This window comes from Vibrio paucivorans (assembly GCF_054053395.1).
Map to the genome: position 1 here is coordinate 2,814,049 of NZ_CM133230.1, position 22,755 is coordinate 2,836,803.

The 22,755-nt window shown below is 45.3% G+C and carries 20 protein-coding genes; 6 read left to right on the forward strand and 14 right to left on the reverse strand.

Annotated features, from left to right (window positions below; translation table 11 throughout):
• Positions 1-8 precede the first annotated feature (8 nt).
• The 5 genes from ACXABW_RS12725 (at position 9) to yacG (ending at position 3,810) form a co-directional block, all read left to right on the forward strand.
• On the forward strand, positions 9-1,235 hold the full coding sequence (locus ACXABW_RS12725; RefSeq protein ID WP_457523012.1) for a type II secretion system F family protein: 1,227 nt from the start codon (positions 9-11) through the stop codon (positions 1,233-1,235).
• 45 nt (positions 1,236-1,280) lie between these two features.
• Positions 1,281-2,150: a prepilin peptidase gene (locus ACXABW_RS12730; protein ID WP_265687922.1), complete on the forward strand. Its 870-nt coding sequence runs from the start codon at positions 1,281-1,283 to the stop codon at positions 2,148-2,150.
• A 1-nt stretch (position 2,151) separates the two neighbouring features.
• Positions 2,152-2,766, forward strand: a complete 615-nt coding sequence (coaE, locus tag ACXABW_RS12735; RefSeq protein WP_265687923.1) for a dephospho-CoA kinase — start codon at positions 2,152-2,154, stop codon at positions 2,764-2,766.
• A gap of 26 nt (positions 2,767-2,792) precedes the next feature.
• Positions 2,793-3,533, forward strand: coding sequence for a cell division protein ZapD (gene zapD / locus ACXABW_RS12740; protein WP_252028233.1), 741 nt, complete (start codon positions 2,793-2,795; stop codon positions 3,531-3,533).
• 79 nt (positions 3,534-3,612) lie between these two features.
• Complete coding sequence (gene yacG / locus ACXABW_RS12745; RefSeq protein ID WP_252028234.1) at positions 3,613-3,810, forward strand: DNA gyrase inhibitor YacG; 198 nt, start codon at positions 3,613-3,615, stop codon at positions 3,808-3,810.
• Positions 3,811-4,180: 370 nt separating this feature from the next.
• Here yacG and eno read toward each other — a convergent pair whose 3' ends face one another.
• The 5 genes from eno to rlmD all read right to left on the reverse strand — a co-directional run bounded on the left by eno (position 4,181) and on the right by rlmD (position 12,046).
• On the reverse strand, positions 4,181-5,479 hold the full coding sequence (gene eno, locus ACXABW_RS12750) for a phosphopyruvate hydratase (protein ID WP_252028235.1): 1,299 nt from the start codon (positions 5,477-5,479) through the stop codon (positions 4,181-4,183).
• A gap of 77 nt (positions 5,480-5,556) precedes the next feature.
• Positions 5,557-7,197 (reverse strand): CTP synthase, encoded by a 1,641-nt coding sequence (locus ACXABW_RS12755; protein ID WP_457523013.1) that lies wholly within the window; start codon positions 7,195-7,197, stop codon positions 5,557-5,559.
• A 211-nt stretch (positions 7,198-7,408) separates the two neighbouring features.
• Positions 7,409-8,212, reverse strand: coding sequence for a nucleoside triphosphate pyrophosphohydrolase (mazG, locus tag ACXABW_RS12760; RefSeq protein WP_252028237.1), 804 nt, complete (start codon positions 8,210-8,212; stop codon positions 7,409-7,411).
• Between the two features lie 203 nt (positions 8,213-8,415).
• Positions 8,416-10,638: a GTP diphosphokinase gene (relA, locus tag ACXABW_RS12765; protein WP_252028239.1), complete on the reverse strand. Its 2,223-nt coding sequence runs from the start codon at positions 10,636-10,638 to the stop codon at positions 8,416-8,418.
• A gap of 91 nt (positions 10,639-10,729) precedes the next feature.
• The gene (gene rlmD / locus ACXABW_RS12770) at positions 10,730-12,046 is read right to left on the reverse strand and encodes a 23S rRNA (uracil(1939)-C(5))-methyltransferase RlmD (RefSeq protein WP_457523014.1); all 1,317 of its coding nucleotides are present in this window, start codon (positions 12,044-12,046) and stop codon (positions 10,730-10,732) included.
• 166 nt (positions 12,047-12,212) lie between these two features.
• Between rlmD and barA the strand changes: the two genes are divergently transcribed.
• Complete coding sequence (gene barA, locus ACXABW_RS12775) at positions 12,213-15,002, forward strand: two-component sensor histidine kinase BarA (RefSeq protein WP_457523015.1); 2,790 nt, start codon at positions 12,213-12,215, stop codon at positions 15,000-15,002.
• Positions 15,003-15,014: 12 nt separating this feature from the next.
• On the opposite strand, the gene ACXABW_RS12780 is transcribed toward barA, so the two are convergent.
• The 9 genes from ACXABW_RS12780 to lepB all read right to left on the reverse strand — a co-directional run bounded on the left by ACXABW_RS12780 (position 15,015) and on the right by lepB (position 22,663).
• The gene (locus ACXABW_RS12780; RefSeq protein ID WP_457523016.1) at positions 15,015-16,241 is read right to left on the reverse strand and encodes a diguanylate cyclase; all 1,227 of its coding nucleotides are present in this window, start codon (positions 16,239-16,241) and stop codon (positions 15,015-15,017) included.
• Positions 16,234-16,644 (reverse strand): hypothetical protein, encoded by a 411-nt coding sequence (locus ACXABW_RS12785; protein WP_457523018.1) that lies wholly within the window; start codon positions 16,642-16,644, stop codon positions 16,234-16,236. Before ACXABW_RS12785 ends, ACXABW_RS12780 begins: the two co-directional genes overlap by 8 nt.
• Positions 16,645-16,653: 9 nt before the next feature.
• A complete protein-coding gene (locus ACXABW_RS12790) occupies positions 16,654-17,925 on the reverse strand; it encodes a hypothetical protein (protein ID WP_457523019.1) in 1,272 nt (423 codons plus the stop codon).
• A gap of 123 nt (positions 17,926-18,048) precedes the next feature.
• Complete coding sequence (acpS, locus tag ACXABW_RS12795) at positions 18,049-18,429, reverse strand: holo-ACP synthase (RefSeq protein ID WP_252028250.1); 381 nt, start codon at positions 18,427-18,429, stop codon at positions 18,049-18,051.
• 19 nt (positions 18,430-18,448) lie between these two features.
• Positions 18,449-19,180: a pyridoxine 5'-phosphate synthase gene (pdxJ, locus tag ACXABW_RS12800; protein WP_252028251.1), complete on the reverse strand. Its 732-nt coding sequence runs from the start codon at positions 19,178-19,180 to the stop codon at positions 18,449-18,451.
• Positions 19,177-19,917, reverse strand: coding sequence for a DNA repair protein RecO (gene recO, locus ACXABW_RS12805; protein ID WP_252028253.1), 741 nt, complete (start codon positions 19,915-19,917; stop codon positions 19,177-19,179). The genes pdxJ and recO overlap by 4 nt, the downstream gene beginning before the upstream one ends.
• 104 nt (positions 19,918-20,021) lie before the next feature.
• Positions 20,022-20,984, reverse strand: coding sequence for a GTPase Era (gene era, locus ACXABW_RS12810; protein ID WP_252028254.1), 963 nt, complete (start codon positions 20,982-20,984; stop codon positions 20,022-20,024).
• Positions 20,985-21,671 (reverse strand): ribonuclease III, encoded by a 687-nt coding sequence (rnc, locus tag ACXABW_RS12815; RefSeq protein ID WP_252028256.1) that lies wholly within the window; start codon positions 21,669-21,671, stop codon positions 20,985-20,987.
• 95 nt (positions 21,672-21,766) lie between these two features.
• Complete coding sequence (gene lepB, locus ACXABW_RS12820; RefSeq protein WP_457523020.1) at positions 21,767-22,663, reverse strand: signal peptidase I; 897 nt, start codon at positions 22,661-22,663, stop codon at positions 21,767-21,769.
• Positions 22,664-22,755 lie beyond the last annotated feature (92 nt).

Here is a 22,755-nt window from a genome sequence, read left to right on the forward strand (position 1 = left end):
TGACTTCTATGAAACGATCGACAACCTCTACGCTCAAAAATTACCGCTGGAAAGGCATCAATAGCTCAGGAAAAAAAGTCGCAGGACAAACCCTTGCACTCACTGAACTTGAGGTTAGAGATAAACTGAAAGAGCAGCATATTCAGATCAAGAAAGTAAAAAAAGGCAGTGTCTCTCTTTTCACACGCTTGGCACATCGAGTTAAAGCGAAAGATATCACTTTACTCACTCGTCAGTTAGCAACCATGCTCGCCACGGGGGTTCCTATCGTCCAAGCACTCAAACTCGTCTCTGATAACCACCGCAAAGCAGAAATGAAATCGATCTTGTCGCAAGTCACCAAAGCCGTCGAAGCGGGAACGCCTATCTCCAAAGCAATGCGCACCGCAAGCCCACACTTTGATTCACTCTACGTCGATTTAGTCGCAACAGGAGAGCAAGCGGGTAATATTGCACAGGTCTTTGAAAGGCTTGCTACCTACAGAGAAAAAAGCGAACAGCTGAAAGCCAAGGTGATCAAAGCCCTCATTTACCCCGCGATGGTTGTATTAGTCGCTCTAGGTGTATCTTATCTAATGCTCACAATGGTTATCCCTGAATTTGAGATGATGTTTAAAGGCTTTGGTGCAGATCTTCCGTGGTTTACGCAGCAAGTGCTAAAGCTGTCTCATTTAGCGCAAGCGTACAGTGTGTTCATCGCTGTAGGAATCGCTACTATCGTATTGGCTATCAAGATTATCCGCAGTCGCTCACTTCAATTTCGCCTTTCGACTTGCAGAGCGGGGCTACGTTTTCCCATCATAGGTGGGGTGCTAACCAAAGCCGCTGTTGCTAAGTTCAGCCGTACACTCGCGACGAGCTTTAGCGCGGGAATTCCTATACTCTCAAGCTTAAAAACTACCGCAAAAACCGCAGGGAACATTCACTACCAAGTCGCAATCGATGATGTTTACCGAGATACCGCAGCAGGCATGCCGATGTATATTGCAATGCGTAACACCCAAGCATTTCCGGAGATGGTGCTACAAATGGTAATGATTGGTGAGGAGTCGGGGAAACTGGATGACATGCTCAACAAAGTTGCCAGTATTTATGAATTCGAAGTCGATAACACCGTTGATAACCTTGGAAAGATTCTTGAGCCTCTGATCATTGTCTTTCTAGGTGGGGTTGTAGGTGGATTAGTGGTCGCAATGTATCTACCAATCTTTAACTTAATGAGTGTATTAGGATAATATGAGGCATTGCTAACAACCGCACCACTCTAACTCGAGCCCCTTATGGAAGCATTTGACTACTACCCTTGGCTTTTCCCTACACTTGCAACCCTATTTGGGCTTATCATTGGCAGCTTCCTTAATGTAGTGATCCATCGCTTACCGATTATTATGGAACGAGAGTGGCGTAAAGAATGCTCTGAAAGCTTCCCTGAATATAAAATTTCCCCACCCGAAGGGGAATATACTCTGAGCCTCCCTCGCTCGACTTGCCCAAAATGCAAGACTCAACTGAGATTAATCGACAATATTCCTGTCTTAAGTTGGCTAATGCTAAAAGGCAAATGCCATCAATGCAGCCAACCAATCAGCGCCCGTTATCCTTTAGTTGAACTACTTGCTGCGTCGATGAGCTTCATCGTCGCTTTCCACTTTGGTTTTAGCTATTTCTCAGTCGCGCTTCTGTTTTTCACTTTTATTTTGATTGCTGCGACCTTTATCGACCTCGATACCATGCTGCTTCCCGACCAACTCACACTGCCACTCGTTTGGTTTGGCATCGCTTTATCGCTCTTCGGGGTAAGCCCTGTTTCATTACAGGATTCCGTCATTGGTGCCATGGCTGGGTATTTGTGTTTATGGAGTGTCTACTGGCTATTTAAGTTGCTCACAGGGAAGGAAGGTATGGGCTACGGTGACTTTAAGCTGTTAGCAGCACTCGGAGCGTGGCTTGGCTGGCAACACCTACCTTTGATTATCTTACTCTCTTCCCTAGTTGGCCTGTGCTTTGGGCTAATTCAGCTACGCTTACAAAAGAAAGGGATAGATAAAGCGTTTCCGTTCGGCCCCTACTTAGCTATTGCGGGGTGGATAAGCTTGATTTTCGGCGAACAAATCATGGCTTGGTACTTAGGCTCGGTAATGGGAATTTAAAATGCCTTTTGTAATTGGATTAACCGGCGGTATCGCCAGTGGCAAGACCACAGTGGCAAACCTATTTCACCACCACTTTGGTATCGATATTGTCGATGCCGATATTGTGGCGCGAGAAGTTGTTGAACCTGGAACTAAAGGGTTAGCTGCGATAGCAGAGCATTTTGGTAACGACATTTTGCTAAGCTCGGGCGAACTCAACCGCAGCGCATTGAGAGAACGTATTTTTTCCAATCCAGAGGAAAAGAGCTGGCTCAATCAATTACTGCATCCAATGATTCGTCAGCAAATGACTGAACAACTTGAAAAGACCCGTTCAGACTATGCATTACTTGTTGTGCCATTGCTTGTCGAAAACAATTTGCAAACAATGGCAAATAGAGTGCTTGTGGTCGATGTAGACGAAAATACTCAAATCTCGCGCACCATGGAAAGAGACAAGGTATCAGAGCAACAAGCTCGCTCTATCCTTGCTTCTCAAAGCTCTAGAGAACAGAGGTTATCCATCGCTGATGATGTGGTTAAAAATAATACGGGAAACGAAAAACTTTTGCCTCAAATCACAGAATTACATCAAAAGTACCTAGCTATTTGTAGGGAAAATCGGTCAGAATAAAAGGGTTAAGGACGAAGGCGCGCTAAATGACCACTCATAAGTTTGAACATCCTCTCAATGAGAAAACTCGCATATACCTCAGGGTTGAATCTCTGCTCAAGCAGCTGCACGTCTCTTCACAATTTTCTGATGATCTTCAACACCTATTATTCTTCCGTTCGCTGTTTGATTTGCTAGAGATTTTCGAGCAAATTCAACTAAAAAGTGAATTGGCAAAAGATATTGAAAAGCAAAGGCTGTCCTACAAAAGTTGGCTCAATGTGGACGGAGTCGATCAAGCGATGTTGCTAGATGTTCTTAAAGAAGTCGACGCTGTGCATAACGATCTGATGGGTGCTGAACGCTTTGGTCAATCGCTAAAAGAGGATCGTTTCCTCAGCACCATTCGCCAGCGTTTTAATCTTCCTGGTGGCGCATGCTGCTTTGATCTACCAGCCCTTGACCACTGGTTGCACCTGCCTATTGAGCAAAAAAACTCAGACACTAACCAATGGATGGATACGCTTCAGCCACTAGCCAATGCTCTGCAATTATGGCTTAAACTCGCACGTGAAACTGGCCACTTTAAGTCGCGTATTGCCCAAAATGGCTTTTACCAAAGCGACGCCGAAGATGCCAATATATTGCGTCTGGATATCCCCCTCAGCTATGGTGTTTACCCTATGATTTCGGGGCACAAAAATCGATTTGCAATTAAGTTTATTGATTTTCAAACCGGCCAAGCATGTACTCAAGATATCGAATTTGAACTCGCGGTATGTAGCTAATTTCAAGCTTCTGCCTTTAAATCACTATCTGTTATAATCTCCTACATCTTGTTTAGTAGCGTTAACCCTAGGACAACTCATGTCTAAGAAACTCACGATAGTGAAATGCCCACAATGCGAAGCCGACGTTGAATGGGGTGAGCAAAGCCCTCATCGTCCATTTTGTAGTAAACAATGCCAAATGATCGATTTTGGTGAGTGGGCCGATGAGGAAAATGCAATTCCTGGTGCTCCAGATATGTCGGATGCCGACGGTTGGTCTGAAGACCAATACTAAAAGCGCATTACAATTCACATATACAAGGGCTGACATGTACGTCAGCCCTTTGTGTTTCTGTTTATACGCCAAGACTAAGCTGCGTATTTCAAAAGCTTTGAGCGAGTCATTATCTGGAAGCTCTTAAGCTCTTAAGCTCTAACTTCTTCAAGATCACTTTCTGCAGACAAAAAAAAACCGCATAAGCGAGATATTCAAAGCTTAAGTTAATTACTCGCTAGGAATTATTGACCTTTAACTTCTTTTAGACCGCTTTCGTTGTAAAAGGGGGAGCTATAGAACCTAGAGCTTCTTCATTCAACTTTCACAGACAAAAAAATGCCCCGCATAAGCGAGGCATTCAAAGCTTAGGTTAATAACTCGCTAGGAATTATTGACCTTTAACTTCTTTTAGACCGTTGTAAGGAGCTTTAGAACCTAGAGCTTCTTCGATACGGATAAGTTGGTTGTACTTAGCAACACGGTCAGAACGGCTCATAGAACCAGTCTTGATTTGACCTGCAGCTGTACCTACCGCTAGGTCAGCGATAGTTGCATCTTCAGTTTCGCCAGAACGGTGAGAGATTACAGCTGTGTAACCTGCATCTTTAGCCATCTTGATTGCAGCTAGAGTCTCAGTTAGAGAACCGATTTGGTTGAACTTGATAAGGATAGAGTTAGCTACGCCTTTCTCGATACCTTCAGCAAGGATCTTAGTGTTAGTAACGAATAGATCGTCACCTACTAGTTGAAGCTTGTCACCTAGTAGTTCAGTTTGGTGCTTGAAGCCATCCCAGTCAGACTCGTCTAGACCGTCTTCGATAGAAACGATTGGGAATTGGTTAGCTAGCTCAGCTAGGTAGTGGTTGAACTCTTCAGAAGAGAAAGTCTTACCTTCGCCTTTCATGTTGTAGATGCCAGCTTCTTTGTCGAAGAACTCAGATGCAGCACAGTCCATAGCTAGAGTAACGTCTTTACCTAGTTCGTAACCAGCAGCTGCAACAGCTTCTGCGATAACTTCTAGAGCTTCAGCGTTAGACTTAAGGTTAGGAGCGAAACCACCTTCGTCACCAACTGCAGTGCTGTAGCCTTTAGACTTAAGAACTTTAGCTAGGTTGTGGAATACTTCAGCACCGATACGTAGACCTTCTTTAAGAGTCTTAGCACCAACTGGTTGGATCATGAACTCTTGGATGTCAACGTTGTTGTCTGCGTGCTCACCACCGTTGATGATGTTCATCATTGGTAGAGGCATAGAGAACTGACCAGCAGTACCGTTTAGCTCAGCAATGTGCTCGTATAAAGGCATGCCTTTAGCCGCTGCAGCAGCTTTAGCGTTAGCTAGAGAAACAGCTAGGATTGCGTTAGCACCGAACTTAGATTTGTTCTCAGTGCCGTCTAGCTCGATCATTACTGCGTCGATTGCAGCTTGGTCTTTAGCGTCTTTACCAACTAGAGCTTCAGCGATTTCGCCGTTTACAGCTTCAACAGCTTTAAGAACACCTTTACCTAGGAAACGAGCTTTGTCGCCGTCACGTAACTCAAGAGCTTCACGTGAACCAGTTGATGCGCCAGATGGAGCAGCAGCCATACCTACGAAACCGCCTTCTAGGTGTACTTCAGCTTCTACAGTTGGGTTACCACGTGAATCGATGATTTCACGACCTAGAACTTTAACGATCTTAGACATTGAATGTTTCCTTCTCGTTGAATATATAATGTCAAAATTAAGGGCAGCAGCACTACTAACGCTACTGCCCGTATCCTTTACTTCTCTAATTCGCCGCGTTGGTATTCACCAGCCGCTTTCACGAAACCTGCAAATAGTGGGTGACCATCGCGAGGTGTTGAAGTGAACTCTGGGTGGAACTGAGCCGCTACAAACCATGGGTGAGCTGGGTTCTCAATAACTTCTACCAGTTTCTTGTCTGCAGATAGACCCGATACTTTTAGGCCTGCTTTTTCAATCTGTGGACGAAGAACGTTGTTCACTTCATAACGGTGACGGTGACGTTCATGAATTGTCGCGTTATCGTATAGTTCACGAGCTTTAGTCCCTTTCTCTAGGTGACATAGCTGTGAACCAAGACGCATAGTACCACCTAGGTCAGAGGTTTCAGTACGTTCTTCAACTTTACCTTCACCATCAACCCACTCAGTGATTAGACCAACAACTGGGTACTTCGTCTCTTTATTAAATTCTGTTGAGTGTGCACCTTCCATACCCGCAACGTTACGCGCATATTCGATCAGTGCTACTTGCATGCCTAGACAAATACCTAAGTAAGGTACTTTGTTTTCACGAGCGTATTTTGCAGCAAGGATCTTACCTTCAACACCACGGTCGCCAAAACCACCAGGAACAAGGATTGCGTCAAGATCAGCCAGTGCTTCTTCACCTTTTGACTCAACATCTTGAGAATCTACGTATTTGATCTTCACGCTTAGACGGTTCTTAAGACCAGCGTGCTTCAGTGCTTCGTTCACTGACTTGTATGCGTCTGGTAGTTCAATGTACTTACCAACCATACCGATAGTCACTTCACCCGTTGGGTTTGCTTCTTCGTAGATTACTTGTTCCCACTCAGACAGATCAGCTTCAGGAGCTGTAATGCCAAAGCGTGTACATACTAGGTCATCTAGACCTTGAGATTTGATTAGCTGAGGGATCTTGTAGATAGAGTCTACGTCCTTCATAGAGATTACTGCTTTTTCTGAAACGTTACAGAACAGAGCAATCTTCTTACGCTCGTTCGCTGGGATCATACGATCTGAGCGACAAACTAGAATATCTGGCTGGATACCGATAGATAGCAGCTCTTTAACAGAGTGCTGAGTCGGCTTAGTTTTCACTTCACCCGCAGCGGCTAGGTAAGGAACTAGAGTTAGGTGCATGAACATTGCGCGTTCACGGCCTAGTTCTACAGCAAGCTGACGGATAGCTTCCATAAATGGCAGAGACTCAATATCACCAACCGTACCACCCACTTCAACGATCGCAACATCGTGGCCTTCTGAGCCTGCGATTACGCGGTCTTTGATTGAGTTAGTAATGTGAGGGATAACCTGAATAGTTGCACCTAGGTAATCGCCGCGACGCTCTTTTGCTAGAACGTCTGAGTAAACACGACCTGCTGTGAAGTTGTTACGCTTAGTCATTTTGGTGCGAATGAATCGCTCATAGTGACCAAGGTCAAGGTCAGTTTCAGCGCCATCTTCCGTAACGAACACTTCACCATGTTGAGTTGGGCTCATTGTGCCTGGGTCAACGTTGATGTAAGGGTCAAGCTTCATCATAGTCACTTTAAGACCACGAGCTTCTAAAATAGCCGCAAGAGATGCTGCTGCAATACCTTTACCTAGAGAGGATACAACCCCGCCAGTAACAAAAATGTAATTTGTCGTCATGTTTAACCTGAAATTGGTTGAATGAGGGAAATGGATTTCTTCTGGACGGGATATAAATATACCAGAAGCCCTTTTCCGCTACAACGTGAAATCTATCACACTGCAATTTTTTATTTTTTGCTTCAAATCAAAGTGTGTTGTCGGATATTCCGTCATTTCAACTCTGATTTCACCAAACTCTGCTCATCCATAAGCTAAGCCATTCATTTACTTAAAGCTTAGATTTTTCTTCAGCTTTGACTTGGTCCCAAAAGGCATCCAACTGTTCCAAACTGTAGTCTGTGAGTTGCTTACTTTCTTTCGCAACGTGTGCTTCGACTTGCTTAAATCGACGTGCGAACTTCAAGTTGGCTTTGCTCAATGCCACTTCTGGGTCTTTACCTAAATGCCGAGTTAGATTGACTGTTGCAAATAATAGGTCACCCAGCTCAAGCTCTACTTTGTCTTCATCAGGAGAGATTTGAAGTGCTTCATCCATGACTTCTTGGATCTCTTCTTCTACCTTGCCAACAACCGGACCGATACTGTCCCAATCGAAACCAAACTTAGCACATTTCTTTTGAATTTTTGTAGCACGAGAAAGTGCCGGCAGAGAATTCGGTATTGAGTCTAGAATACTTTGCTCTGCTTTGCCTTGCTGGGCTTTTTCTTTTGCTTTCTCCGCTTCCCAGTTGGCATTAATCTGCTCATCATTCTCAAATGTGGTATCAGAAAAAACATGAGGATGGCGACGAGTTAGCTTTTCGTTTACGGTGTCTACAACTTCAGAAAAATCAAACAGACCCTGTTCCTTGGCCAACTGACTGTAAAAAATCACTTGGAATAACAGATCACCAAGCTCTTCTTTGAGGTTTGGCCAATCGCGGTTTTGAATCGCATCAACCACTTCATACGTCTCTTCAATCGTATGTGGGACTATGGTGTCAAAGTTCTGCTTTAAGTCCCAAGGGCATCCACCCTCTGGATCACGTAGCTTCGCCATGATCTGTTCTAACTGTTCGATTGGGTGGCTCATTTCTCTGTTCCTTTAAATCTTTATCTAAAGAAAAAGGTGAGCAGCCAAAACCACTCACCTTTGTAATATATTGGTCAATTCTCTAAATAATTGAAGTTGTAGCTAGGCGGCAAGCGAGCGAGACTCCTGAGCATAGCTTGCCTATGTGATGGAGCGAGTGAGCGCAGGCAACAACGCTAACAACTTCAAGTATGACGAGAATTTTAGCCGAGGCGCTTAACGCTCATCACATCCTTAATTTGCTCAACACGTTTTGAAACGCGCGACAACACCTCGATGTTGGTCACTTCTAAATCAAAATCCATCACAGAGAGCTGACGCTTATAATCGGTGCGGCTCTTCATGCTGGTTACTTTGATTTTTTCGTTGGCAAATAGCGTGGTGATGTCTTTTAGTAAACCACCTCGTTCCATTGCCTCAACACGTACTGTTAAGATGTAAGAGCCCACAAAACCACTTCCCCAAACCGTATCAATGATACGCTCTGGCGCATGATGACTTAGCTCTTCTAGCTGTTCACAATCGCCACGGTGCACCGAAATGCCACGTCCTTGGGTTATGTAGCCTTTGATTTCATCTCCCGGAATTGGCTGACAGCATCGCGCTAGGTGGGTCATCAAATTATCGACGCCTTCCACGACCACGGCATCTTTCTTAGGTCGGCTTTGAGCTGGTGCTTTGTTTTCCGACTCTTGTAGGCGTTCTAAGGCTTGCTGATCTTCTTCTTCCGCTGTTGGCTTGTTCACCAAAGCGTTAATGTGATTAACGATCTGGTTGATACGCAAATCACCGCTACCCACGCCTGCATACAATTCATCTGGCGTATTAACATTGAAACGCTTAAGAGCGTATTCGTCGGCATGTTTGAGCGTTGCACCAATCTTGGCTAATTCAACTTCTAGGATCTCGCGCCCAGCTTCGACGTTTTTCTCTCGGCTTTGCTTACGGAACCATGCATTAATCTTAGCGCGAGCTCGGCCTGAATGAACAAAGCCTAGTGATGGGTTTAACCAGTCACGTGATGGATTCGGTTCTTTTTGGGTGATGATTTCAACTTGATCGCCCATTGCCAGTTTGTGGGTGAATGGAACGATTCGTCCAGCCACTTTAGCGCCGATACAGCGGTGACCAACTTCCGAGTGAATGTGGTAAGCGAAATCTAGCGGAGTTGCGCCCATTGGTAGATCAACGACATCACCACGCGGAGTAAAGGCATACACGCGGTCATCGAATACCTGACTACGCAGCTCATCAAGCATTTCGCCGGAGTCTGACATTTCTTCTTGCCAGTCAAGCAGCTTACGTAGCCAAGTAATTTTCTCATCGTATCCACTGCGCCCAGCGCTGCCACCTTCTTTATATTTCCAGTGTGCCGCCACCCCGAGCTCCGAGTCTTCGTGCATATCTTTAGTACGAATCTGGATCTCGATGGTTTTTCCTTCAGGCCCAAGTACGACGGTATGAATCGATTGATAACCATTCGGCTTAGGGTTAGCAACGTAATCGTCAAATTCACTTGGAAGGTGTTTATACTTGGTGTGAACCACACCTAATGCCGCATAACAGTCTTGAAGTTTGTCGGCGATAATACGCACTGCTCGTACATCAAACAATTCGTCGAACGCTAAGCTCTTCTTCTGCATTTTGCGCCAAATACTGTAGATGTGTTTCGGGCGCCCGCTCACCTCAGCGTTGATATTTGACGATTTCATTTCGGAAGTTAAGTCGTCAACGAAGTCGGTAATGTATTGCTCACGTACAATACGACGTTCAGATAACTGCTTGGCAATTTGCTTATAGGTATCTGGCTGCTGGTAGCGGAAAGCGTAATCTTCAATTTCCCATTTAAGCTGACCAATACCTAAACGGTTGGCTAATGGCGCATAAATATTGGCACATTCTTTTGCCGCTGCGCGTCTTACTTCATCGGGTGCTTTTTTCACTTCCAGCAGATTAGCAATTCGTTCTGCAAGCTTAATTACCACGCAACGGAAGTCATCGACCATGGCCAATAGCATGCGGCGCACATTATCAACTTGACCAGAAGCAGCACTTCCTTCAAGGGTAACGTTCAACTGGCCAATTGCCGCCATTTCTTCCACACCATCGATCAGTTTGATGGTTTCTTTGCCGTAACTTTCTTCTAAAGATTCTCGGTCAAATGCGCCGCTGGATACCAACGGGAATAATTGTGCTGCAACCAGTGTTGCCGTATCCATAGAAAGAGTGACCAAAATTTCATTCATTTCGCGGCCACGCCAAAGCAATAGTTCGGCTTGCTCGTTATCAGAGACTATCGTTTCACAGTGGCGATAGACCTCTTTCAAGCGTTTAGAAGTGTTCTTATCTTGTCCTAGGCTAGCCACCCAGTTATCTAAATTAAACTGCTCGTTTGGGTTTAAATGTGCGCTTCTTACCGCAACCATCTTTACATCCTAGTTATTATATTTTGTCTATATCGACTAACTGATTCCGCGTTAGTTCGAGTTCGAAGCAGGTCCGTCTGACCACATTCTTCTATTTTTCAAACAGAGCCATTGACTCTAAGTGACTGGTATGTGGGAACATATCCAACATACCCAATTTAGTTAGCTTGTAGCCTTGTTTTAGTAGGCTCAGGCTGTCCCTTGCAAGGGTAGCAGGATTACACGAAACATAAACAACGCTTTGCGCACCGAGTGCGGAAAGTTGATCTACGATCCCACTTGCACCAGCTCTCGCAGGATCGAGCAACACTTTGTCGAATTTTTCGTCCGCCCAAGCTTGGCCTTCAAACTCTTGCTCAAGGTTAGCATGGTAGAACGTCGCATTGCTTAGACCGTTCAGGCTAGCATTAGAAGACGCACGTTCTACCATTTCAGGCACGCCTTCAACTCCGACCACCGCATGCGCTCGCTTGGCCAAAGGCAAACTAAAGTTACCTAGCCCACAGAAAAGGTCTAAAACGCGCTCATCTTGCTGAGGCGACAGCCAATCCAAAGCTTGTTGCACCATTTGCTGATTCACATTCTGGTTCACCTGAATAAAGTTATTCGGTTCAAATGGAATCGTCACGCCAACTTCTTGGTAATTAGGTTGCTCCCCAACCACTCGGTTTAGCTGGTCACTTTCAGGCATAAGATACAAGATCGCACCATGAGCCTTTGCTAGCTCAGCAACAGTGTTATGTTCCTGCTCAGTCAATTTTCGTGTGTGGCGGAACACTATGCACGGGCCATTATCCGCTTGCACCAATTCGATATGGCCAAAGCCGTCTTGATTTGAAAAGCCGCGCAGCATGGCATCAAGTTCTGGGAGTAGCTGATTGAGTTGAGGGTGCAACACTGGGCAATCAGTGACATCAACAATTTGCTTGCTCTGCTTCTTACGGAAACCAAACTTGAACTGGCGAGAGCCTTTTTCCACCTGCAGACTAATACGAGCTCGGCGTCTATAACCTTGTTCGCCGCCGGCAATCGTAGATTCTAGCTCAATGTCGGTTCCACCAATTTTTTTTACCAGCTGGGTTAATGTTTGCTGTTTATGAGCCACCTGAGCGGAATACGCTAGGTGTTGTAAATCACATCCTCCGCATTGATGGTAATGCGGACAAAACGGCTCAATTCGCTCTTCACTCGGCTGCAAAATCTTAATCAGCTTGCCGCGAGAATATTTACTCTTACTTTCAGTCAACTGAGTTAGCACTTGCTCACCCGGTAATACACCATCAATAAACAAAGGTTTCTTGTTTAAGTAAGCAATACCAGCACCGTGGTGATCCAGTCGTTCAATCGAAACCGACTGATGCTTAGTGTTTAGTTGCGTTTTCTTTTTTGGTTGGAAGAAACGTGCCATGCTCTTAGTGCCTAAAGTGTTTTCAATATTATAATTGGTCCCAGTATCACTATTTAGCACTGGGAATATTGTCGAATTGTGTCGACTTGATTAAGCTAATTGATTAACTCTGTAATTCGCTTAGCGAGTTATTTTCCCATATCCAACCCACGATGTTTAGATAATAATGACCAGATATGGCTTACGTGCGCGTGTTATTACTCTTACTTTAGCGCCAACCCTAATCATTGGCTTGTTGCTCAGCGCTTTCTTTTCTTTCAATCGCTATCACGACCTTGAGCGCCAAGTAATCAATTCCGGCCTTAGCATCATCGAACCGCTTGCTATTGCGAGTGAAGACGGGATGAAAACCCAGAGCCGAGAATCTGTTCGTCGCTTGATAAGCTACGCTCACCGTAAGAACTCTAAATTTGTTCGCAGTATTGCGGTATTTGATTCAAACCATGACTTATTCGTAACATCAAACTTTCACCCAAACTTTGAAACGCTCACCTTTCCCAAAGATCAGCCAATTCCATTACTTGGGTCGTCTGAACTGAAAGAAAACACGCTAATCTTACGCACCCCTATTTTACCAGAGACTCATTTGGTCGCGACGCCAAATAGCTCAACCGACCCTAATCAAGCATTTGGTTACATCTCTGTTGAGCTTGATCTGTCGTCGCTGCGCTTACAGCAATACCAAGAAATCTTCTTAGCGGTTCTGGTGCTCTTAATTGGCCTTGGGCTGTCTGGGGTATTTGCGTTTCGCTTGATGCACGATGTGACTCGCCCGATCGAGCACATGAAAAACATGATCGAACGTATTCGTCGCGGCCACCTCGATGTGCGTATCGAAGGCAAGATGCATGGCGAACTCGACTCACTGAAAAAGGGCATCAACGCTATGGCTGAATCGCTATCGGCGTACCACAGTGAAATGCAACACAGTATCGATCAGGCCACTTCAGATCTACGTGAAACTCTAGAACAGCTAGAGATCCAAAACGTTGAATTAGATATCGCGAAAAAACGCGCTCAAGAAGCAGCACGAGTTAAATCTGAGTTCTTAGCAAATATGTCCCATGAGTTGAGAACGCCACTAAATGGGGTCATTGGCTTTACCCGCCAAATGCTGAAAACTCAATTAACCAATAGCCAAACCGATTACTTACAAACCATTGAGAAATCGGCCAACAATCTCTTGAACATCATTAACGACATTCTAGATTTCTCGAAACTAGAAGCGGGTAAACTAGCTCTGGAAAACATCCCATTTGAGTTCCAAGAAAGTCTTGAAGAAGTAGTCAGCCTGCAAGCCACCAGCGCCCATGAGAAAGGATTAGAGCTCACCCTTAAGGTTGATTCTAAGATCCCGACAGGCCTAGTGGGTGATCCACTCAGGATCCAGCAAGTGCTTACCAACCTGGTTGGTAACTCGATTAAATTTACGGAGCGCGGCAACATCGATATCAGTGTTGAATTACGCTCGCAAAAAGACGATGTGGTCGAGCTGCAGTTTATGGTCCGAGATACTGGTATCGGTATTTCTGAGCGTCAGCAAGCGCAGCTATTCCAAGCCTTCAGCCAAGCCGATGCAAGTATCTCTCGCCGCTATGGCGGTACTGGGTTAGGGCTAGTTATCACCCAGAAACTGGTCAGCCAAATGGGTGGGGAAATCAGTTTAACCAGTCGCCTACACCAAGGCTCAACCTTCTGGTTTACGCTACGTTTGCATGCGACGGATATGCCAGTAAGCGACTTGATTGAATCACAAGTCCTTGAGCAGCGTCAGCTACTGCTCATTGAGCCAAACATGCAAGCGGCCTCGGTTACACAGCAGATGCTGGTACAAGAAGGCTTAGTGGTCACCTATCGTTCTTCAATGCCAGATGAAGGCGAACAATACGATTACGTTCTACTCAACCTCGCACCGAACAAAGACATCGACTACGCAACGATTTCTAACTGGGTCGAACGTGCACAATCTATCGCACCACATGTGATTGTGGGTACACCAAGTACCGAGTTAGCCCTATCTGACCAATTAATACAAAACCATCAAGTGCAATGTATCACCAAGCCTCTATCACGTAAGAAGCTGCTGCAACTGTTAATTGCTAATCAACCGATTCCGCTATTACCGGCTATCGATACCCCTCAAAGTGAGTCGCTGCCACTTAAAGTGATGGCAGTGGATGATAACCCAGCTAACTTGAAGCTGATCACCGCTCTATTGCAAGAGCGCGTCGACACCGTTGTCGCCTGTACTAATGGTCATGACGCTGTTGAGAAAGCCATGCAGCAGAAGTTCGACATCGTGCTGATGGATATCCAAATGCCGAAAATGGATGGCGTAACAGCGTGTGGCAAGATTAAGCAGACCGATCTGAATAAACACACTCCTGTGATTGCCGTGACTGCACATGCAATGACGGGTGAAAGGGACAGGCTACTTGCAGCCGGTATGGATGACTATCTGACCAAACCGATCGAAGAGCACGTTCTTCAGCAGGTACTGGTGCACTGGAATCCATACACCAATGAGAATGAAGTTGAAAAGCTGGAAATCCCTCAACAACTTGAGCCTGAAACCTTAAGCCCAAACACCGAGCCAACTCACCATGAAATGATCATTGATTGGCAAGCGGCCTTAAAGCAAGCAGCGAACAAAGATGACCTAGCCAAAGATATGCTAACCATGCTGCTGGAGTACATCCCAGAGGTGAATGGCATTGTAGATCAAGCAGTTGAAAGTGATAACTTCGACTCAGAACAGCTCATCCATCATATTCACAAGCTGCATGGTAGCTGCTCATACAGCGGAGTTCCACGACTAAAGAAAGTCTGTGCTGAACTTGAAAAAGCACTGCGTTCAGGTGCGCAAATTGAGGATATAGAGCCAGAGCTTTTCGAGTTGCAGGACGAAATGGAGAAAGTCGCAGCAACCGCGTACCTCTATTTAGAGCAGAGCTAATCAAACTAGCATTTATATGTTGGAAGAGAGTGTGGTAAGTGTGCTGTAGAAGCAATAGGCATTCTTGCCACTTTCTTTAACATGGTACATCGCATGATCCGCTTCGAGCATCAACTTCTCTAACGAGTATTCCTCAATAGAAGCAAAACTGATCCCAATGCTGGATCCAATATGAACGTCACTGCTCCCATTCAGCACTATCTTTTTGCAAGAGGCGCGAATCAGCGCCGAAGCTACCTGCTCCGCTTGTTTTTCATCAGGGAAATCTAAGGGAAGTACCACGATGAATTCGTCTCCCCCCATACGGCCAACTATCCCACCTCCCCTCGCGACCATCTGAAAACGCTTGGCAATTTTGACTAAAACTGTATCCCCAGCTGCATGGCCAAAGCGATCATTTACCGATTTAAAACCGTCTAAGTCGATGATGAGCAATGCAAGGTAAGGCGACTCAATCTGCGCAATTGCTACCTCACAGCCTAGTCTGTTTTTTAGCTGAGTTAAGTTATCGAACTGGGCAATATGCCGATAATGTTGCTCCATCTCTTCGACTTTCAATCGCAGTGATTTTTCCCTTTGAATCGCACTGTCGGTCGATTCCACAAACTGATTAATACTACGCGTTACAAGACCGATTTCATTACTGCGGTTTTTTCTCTTCAATTGAATTTTTTTCGAACTACCGGGTTTCACCAACAATAGTTCTCGTGCTAACTCCGTGAGTGGTTGACCAATTACGCGCTGCACAACCCACACGATTACGACGAACACAACGACCCACTGAAATAGCAAAAAACTGATTTGATAGAGTATCTCATCGAAAGTCTGCTGCCGAATATACTCCTCGTTTTCCTTCAATTGAATGTAGCCAATATGTTTACCATCAACCGGAGATTGCAGCGCAAAGCTAAAGGGCAATTCGCCAACTGGCCCTGCCAACTTCGATTTAGAAAAGGTTGCTCCACTTGAACTCACAATACGCGCTTGTTCTATTTCCTCATGAAGCAATAAAGCATCCAGCACTTCATCCGCTATCTGTTGATTATCCGCAAACAACGCAATTGAGGCTGAGCCAGATACCGTCAGCGCCAAGCGGCTTTTGAACTCATCTAATTGCTTACCTCGATTGGCTAAGCCAAAGCTGGTGATGATCACCACTGCTATTGCCATGTAACTCACGGCACTTAGCGCAACAATACTAAGCAGTTGATTGGTAAGCGAGCGAGTGACCCTATTCATTGATCACCATCACCACTTTCAAATGCTTGTCACTGGGTTTTTGCAAGGTATACCCAATACTGGCGGGGTTAGAAATGAGGTGCTGTTCGAGCTCAGTATTATCGTTAAAACTATCAAGTGGTTGCACTCGCCCTGAAAACCGCAGCTTCGCCCAATAGGCATTGACCTGATTAACACTCATATTGGTGATCGATTCAAAGAACTGAGAACGTATCTCGCCTTCTCTATCCAATGGATAGATACGCGTATCTTGGTCTATCGTTCGCTTGCGCCCTAAATACAGCGCCGCAAGCTCACTTTTTGAAATACTGTCTATTTGACTGTTCTGGCTAACCACGACATAGATTTCCGCTCTAACAATGGAAGAGAAAGCTGCAATGCATAGTAATAATAGTAGCCGCATACCCCCTCCTCAGAATACAAAGTTAAGTGAAAGGGTATAGAGTTCAAGTTGAGTCTCGGCTGAGTTCAACTCAAGTTCATTTGCCCAAAGGCCATAGCCATTCGGTGCTATCTCGACCAGATCGATTTGGGCTTTCAAAGCAATATTCTTGGCGACATCCCATCGTAAACCTAGCGACCATGTCTGTTGCTCTATTCGGCTGAGGTTCACACCATTAATCACTTGTTGCTGAAGATAGCCAAGTTGAGGTGAAATCGAGCTCCAATCCACAGCCGCGGTTTGTGGATCGAGATCAGGAGAAAAAACCGATGCGATAATGTACGGTGACCATCCGTCAACGTAATAACTTAGCGTAACATACCCACCTAAGCCCGATGGCAAAATGACTTGATCGGAGTCAGAGTGAATCGATACTAACTCGCTGGCAACCATCCATGTGCCATCGAAGTACTCAAGTCCTAATTGGGTATACATCACGGCTTCATCTTCAACAACTAATGCTCGAGATAGTGCTTGGGCTTCTAGGCTAATCGTACCTAACCCCATCATGGATACGCCACCTAACTGATTCACTAACTGCTGGGTAGAAAATGAAACTTCAGAGCTAACACCGGGTGAGTAGAGTATCGAGCCTCGTGCACGCCATTCTCCCCATAAGGCTTTAAGTGAAAGCGACACCAACTCTGTACCAGAGGTATCAACCAACTCACCAGCTGGGGATTCTACAGACGTATGGAAGTAGCCTAATTGAGAGCTGATATACCAATCGATCTCTTCGGTATAGAAGAAATAGACCGCGTCGACACCATCTACCGATTGGAAAGGCAACCATGAATAGATTTCAATTGGTGGACGAACCCAATTGTGGCCAAAGTCGATATTGCGAGTTTCTGTTGCCCAAAAGGCATCGGGAGGTAGGCGGCCTAAGCGTATATCCCAGCGTTCGCTAGGCTGGTAACCCACAAAACCAATTTCAATGACATCAAGCCAATCGTCGCTCACTCGCTTCTTAGCGACACCTTGCAAGGTAAATCGCCAGTTAGGGTTCATTGAGTAGTCTAGTTGCAGGCCAAAGCGAGAGTCCGTTAGCCATGAACCATTCGTCGTGGTGTCATAAGGTTGGGCGAGATCGCGCCTAAATCCGATACCCTCTTCATCTTCATAGCTGTAAGCGAGCGTACCAAACCCAGACAAATGCACATCACTTGCCCATGAATTAGGCGTGATAGAAAAGAGAACAACAATGCTAATAGCCCAAAGGACAACATAGCGATTACACATACGGTTAACTCCCATAAAGGAAGAAGACCAGGCGAATAATTCACTGTTGTATCGATTAAGCCTTTATTGTTATTGCGATAACGCTTGAATTTGCCTACTCAAACAATGTTTATAAGACAAATATTAGGACTCAAGTAGCACAGTCGCCACTGCATAATGGCGCTCATCAGAAATGGTTAAATGGATATTTTGCACTTTCATGCCTTGAGCAATATCTAGTGCTTTGTTTGATAAGGATAATATCGGTTTGCCATTTTGGTCATTGGCAATCGTAAAGTCTTGGAAAGAAACACCGTGGGCAATGCCCGTTCCAAGCGCTTTAGAAGCCGCTTCTTTAGCTGCGAATCGCTTTGCCAAAAAGCGGCCTTGTTGTTTAAGGCCAGTGAAGGTTTCCATTTCAGACTCGGTAAGAATGCGACGAGCGAATGCTTCTCCCGTACGCGCTAGCGCTTTTTCAATCCGCTCTATCTCAGCGATGTCTGTACCTAAACCTACCACTGCCATTGCTTTGTCCTGCTACCCCTTACTTACGCGCTGCATCCATGATCGCTTTCATGTCTGCTACCGCTTTTTGCAAACCGTCAAACATCGCGCGCCCCATGATCGAGTGACCAATATTTAGCTCATAGATTTCAGGCAGTGCCGCAATTGGAGCCACATTGTGGTAAGTCAATCCATGGCCAGCATTAACCGTAATACCTAAGTCTGCGGCATAGCTAGCACCCGCTGCAATTTTCTTCAGTTCGTCTTGTTGATCTTCTTCCGTGGTCGCATCTGCATAGTGACCCGTATGAAGCTCAATATAAGGAGCACCACACGCTTTTGCTGCATCAATCTGTTGTCGGTCAGCATCAATAAACAGTGAAACCTTGATACCTGCTTCAGTCAGTTTCTCGGTTGCCGCTTTCACTTTTTCAAGTTGACCGGCCACATCTAAGCCGCCTTCAGTCGTCAGTTCTTCACGCTTTTCTGGCACTAAACAAACAAACTCAGGTTTGGTTTGCAGAGCAATATCTACCATCTCATCAGTCACGGCCATTTCAAGATTCATACGTGTCTGAAGAGTTTCACGTAGGACTCGAACATCGCGATCAACAATGTGACGACGGTCTTCACGTAGGTGAATCGTAATACCATCCGCGCCTGCACGCTCAGCGATTTCTGCTGCGTGAACAGGGTCTGGATATTTTGTCCCGCGAGCGTTACGTAAAGTCGCAATATGATCGATGTTAACACCTAAGTAGATTGAGCTCATTTTCCAATACTCCGTGCTCCGGGAAGGCCTGCTTTTGGAAGAAACAGTTCCCTGCTTTTTAATGGTTTGCCGCCAAGATACGGCTTTAATGCTATACGTGTAAAGCGTTTTGCCGCTTTTAGTTGTTCCTTGGTCACAAAGCGACGCTCACTGATAGCAATCAGCTCATTACCAAGGAAAGTTAAGTTGTCTCTGCGTACCGATGCGATAAAACCTTTTTGCTCTCTGTAGCGATAGGTCATGTCTGGGTCAACGGGTTCACCCGTTCCAGCACAATGCAAAAAATCCACTCCATAGCCCATGGCAGAAAGTAACGCTAACTCAAAACGCCTCAGAGCAGGCTCTGGATTGTCTGCTTGGGCCAGTTCAGTCAGTGCATGCAAATAGTCATGAAACAATGCTGGCATCGCGACTTCCGCCATTAATACGCGCCCTACCAACTCATTGATGTACATTGCCGAGTAAAGGTTGATACCAGTAAGCGGCAAGCCAAGGCTAATAGGTTCTGCTTGGCGTAATGTCTTCATTGAGCCGTTTCCAGACCATTTCAACAACAATGGTGTAAATGGCTGTAAAGCACCTTTAAGGTTCGAACGCTTACTGCGCGCCCCCTTAGACATCAGAGTAATACGACCATACTCCTCGCTAAATACGTCGAGGATTAAACTAGATTCGCTGTATGGACGTCGGTGCAGCACAAAGCAGCGCTGCAAACCGTCTCTTGGACCATCGCTCACGGATACCCTTACAGATACAAAAAGAGAGAGTTTATACTCTCTCTTTTACAGTAGAAAAACAATTTATACCCAATTAAGTGGATAAAGGCTAACTAGCTACGCGATTATAAATCGTCGATGTAGCCTAGTGAGCGTAATGCACGTTCGTCATCCGCCCAACCCGATTTCACTTTCACCCAAGTTTCTAGGTAAACCTTACGTCCAAATAGCTCTTCCATGTCTAAGCGGGCTTCACGACCAATCGTTTTGATCTTCTCTCCGCCTTTACCAATTACCATTTTCTTCTGTCCGCTACGCTCAACCAGAATCAGGCCATTGATGTGGAAGCCATCAGTATCAGGGTTGTAATCGAAACGCTCGATCTCCACCGTAACTGAATACGGTAACTCATCACCAGTAAAACGCATGAGCTTTTCACGCAAAATTTCTGATGCCATAAAACGCTGTGAGCGATCAGTCACATACTCTTCTGGAAAGTGGTGAGTCGCTTTCGGTAAGTGTTCACGTACGTGCTTACGCAATACATCAATGTTCTTACCATGTTTAGCAGAGATAGGCACAACATCAACGAAGTCCATCTTAGTGGACATTTCCTGCATGTGCAGCATCACGTCATTGCGGTCTTGAACGTTGTCTACTTTGTTGACACACAAAACCACAGGGAAGTTCGACTTCTGCAGCTTAGTTAGCACCATTTCGTCGTCTTTAGTCCAGTGAGTACCATCTACAAGGAAGAACACTAGGTTTACATCACTTAAAGAAGAGTTTGCCGCACGGTTCATCAAACGGTTGATGGCACGCTTCTCCTCAATGTGAAGCCCTGGGGTATCAACGAAAATCGCTTGGTAATCACCTTCCGTGTCCACACCCATTATACGGTGACGTGTCGTTTGAGGCTTACGCGATGTAATCGAGATCTTCTGACCTAAAATCTTATTCAGTAGTGTCGATTTACCCACATTTGGACGACCAACAATAGCCACAAAGCCACAGTGTTGGTTTTCTGGTGAAGTTTCTTCACCACTCGACGCAAAGTACGCGTCGATATCAAATTCGTTATCAGACATTTAGCTATTACTCTGATTGACTAACTGCTCCAGAGCAGTTTCAGCAGCCGCTTGCTCTGCCTTGCGGCGGCTTGTACCTTTACCGATTACAGGCTGTCCTATTCCTGCGACTTCACACGCAACCGTGAACTCTTGGTTGTGTGCTTCACCTTTAATATTAGTCACTGTATAGACAGGTAGCGGTTTTCTTCTACCTTGCAGGAACTCTTGTAAACGTGTTTTCGGGTCTTTTTGCGAGACACCTGGCTTGATCTCTTCAAGGCGAGTTTGATACCAACTCAATACAATCGAGCGGACTTTCTCAATATCACTGTCTAAGTAAATAGCGCCAATTATCGCTTCTACTGCATCAGCCAAAATTGAGTCGCGGCGGAAACCACCACTTTTTAACTCACCTGGACCTAATTTTAAGTAATCTCCTAGCTCGAATTCACGACCTAGTTCTGCCAATGTATTACCACGAACCAAGGTTGCACGCATGCGGCTCATGTCTCCCTCATTCACCTTAGGGAAACGGTGATACAGGTCATCAGCAATAACAAAACTTAAAATTGAATCGCCCAGAAACTCAAGACGTTCATTGTGTTTACCATTCGCACTACGGTGAGTCAGTGCCAGGTTAATTAGCTCAGCACTATTAAACTGGTAGCCAATTTTTCTTTCTAACTTTTCAATTGGAGAATTCATGCTCTCTCATTAATTTATGTTTAATTCTCGATACGCAACTGGCATTGCAGCGCTGATTTAACTCATCAATACTGCAACGCCAACAAGGAAGAGAATTAGTTAATACCACCAATGCGGTTGAAACGCACACCAGTTGGGATCCACGATGGTAGAACGCTGTCAGCGCCGCGTTCAAACTCAAAGCTAATCCAGATACCGACGGCTTTACCCACAAGGTTAGCCTCCGGTACAAAACCCCAGTAACGGCTATCTGCACTGTTGTCACGGTTATCACCCATTACAAAGTACTGCCCTTCAGGAACAACCCACTCATTAACGCCGCTACGAGGCTGATACGCTTCAACACGATCACCACGAAGTGGGTTTACTAGGATTTGGTGTCCAACCTCACCCAGTTTTTCGTCAAGTTGAATCAAAGGAATACCATTTTGGATAAATGGGCTTTCTTCAACATTAGACAACTTAACTTGAGTACAACTGCTTTCACCTTTTGGCTGAATGCAGATTTCTTTTTTGCTGCTGTAGCGAACCGTATCACCAGGCAAACCAACAACACGTTTAATGTAGTCAATGTTTGGTTGAGGTGGGTATTTAAATACCGCAATATCACCACGCTCAGGTTTACCCGTTTCAATCAGCTCAGAACGCCAAACAGGGTCTTTAATCCCGTAGGCATACTTCTCAACTAGGATGAAGTCTCCCACCAGCAGGGTTGGCATCATTGAGCCAGAAGGGATCTGAAACGGTTCATAGATAAAAGAACGCAGTACCAACACGAATGCAATCACAGGGAAGATGGACACACTGTTCTCAATCCACCACGGTTGCGCTTTTACTTTTTCCACTAACGCAGCATCTAAACCATTAGTTTGAGCTTCCACTTCAGCAACTTTCTGCAGACGCTTCTTACTCCAAACGAATTTCTCTAGCGCCCAAACAACACCGGTCACAAGCGTTACAAGAACCAGAATAAGTGAAAATGTATTCGCCATTGAATTCCCTTATCTAAAAAATACGAAAGTGAAAGAGCCGAAACCCTTTCACTTATTGAATATCTAACGTCTTATGACAGACTCAAGTCGAA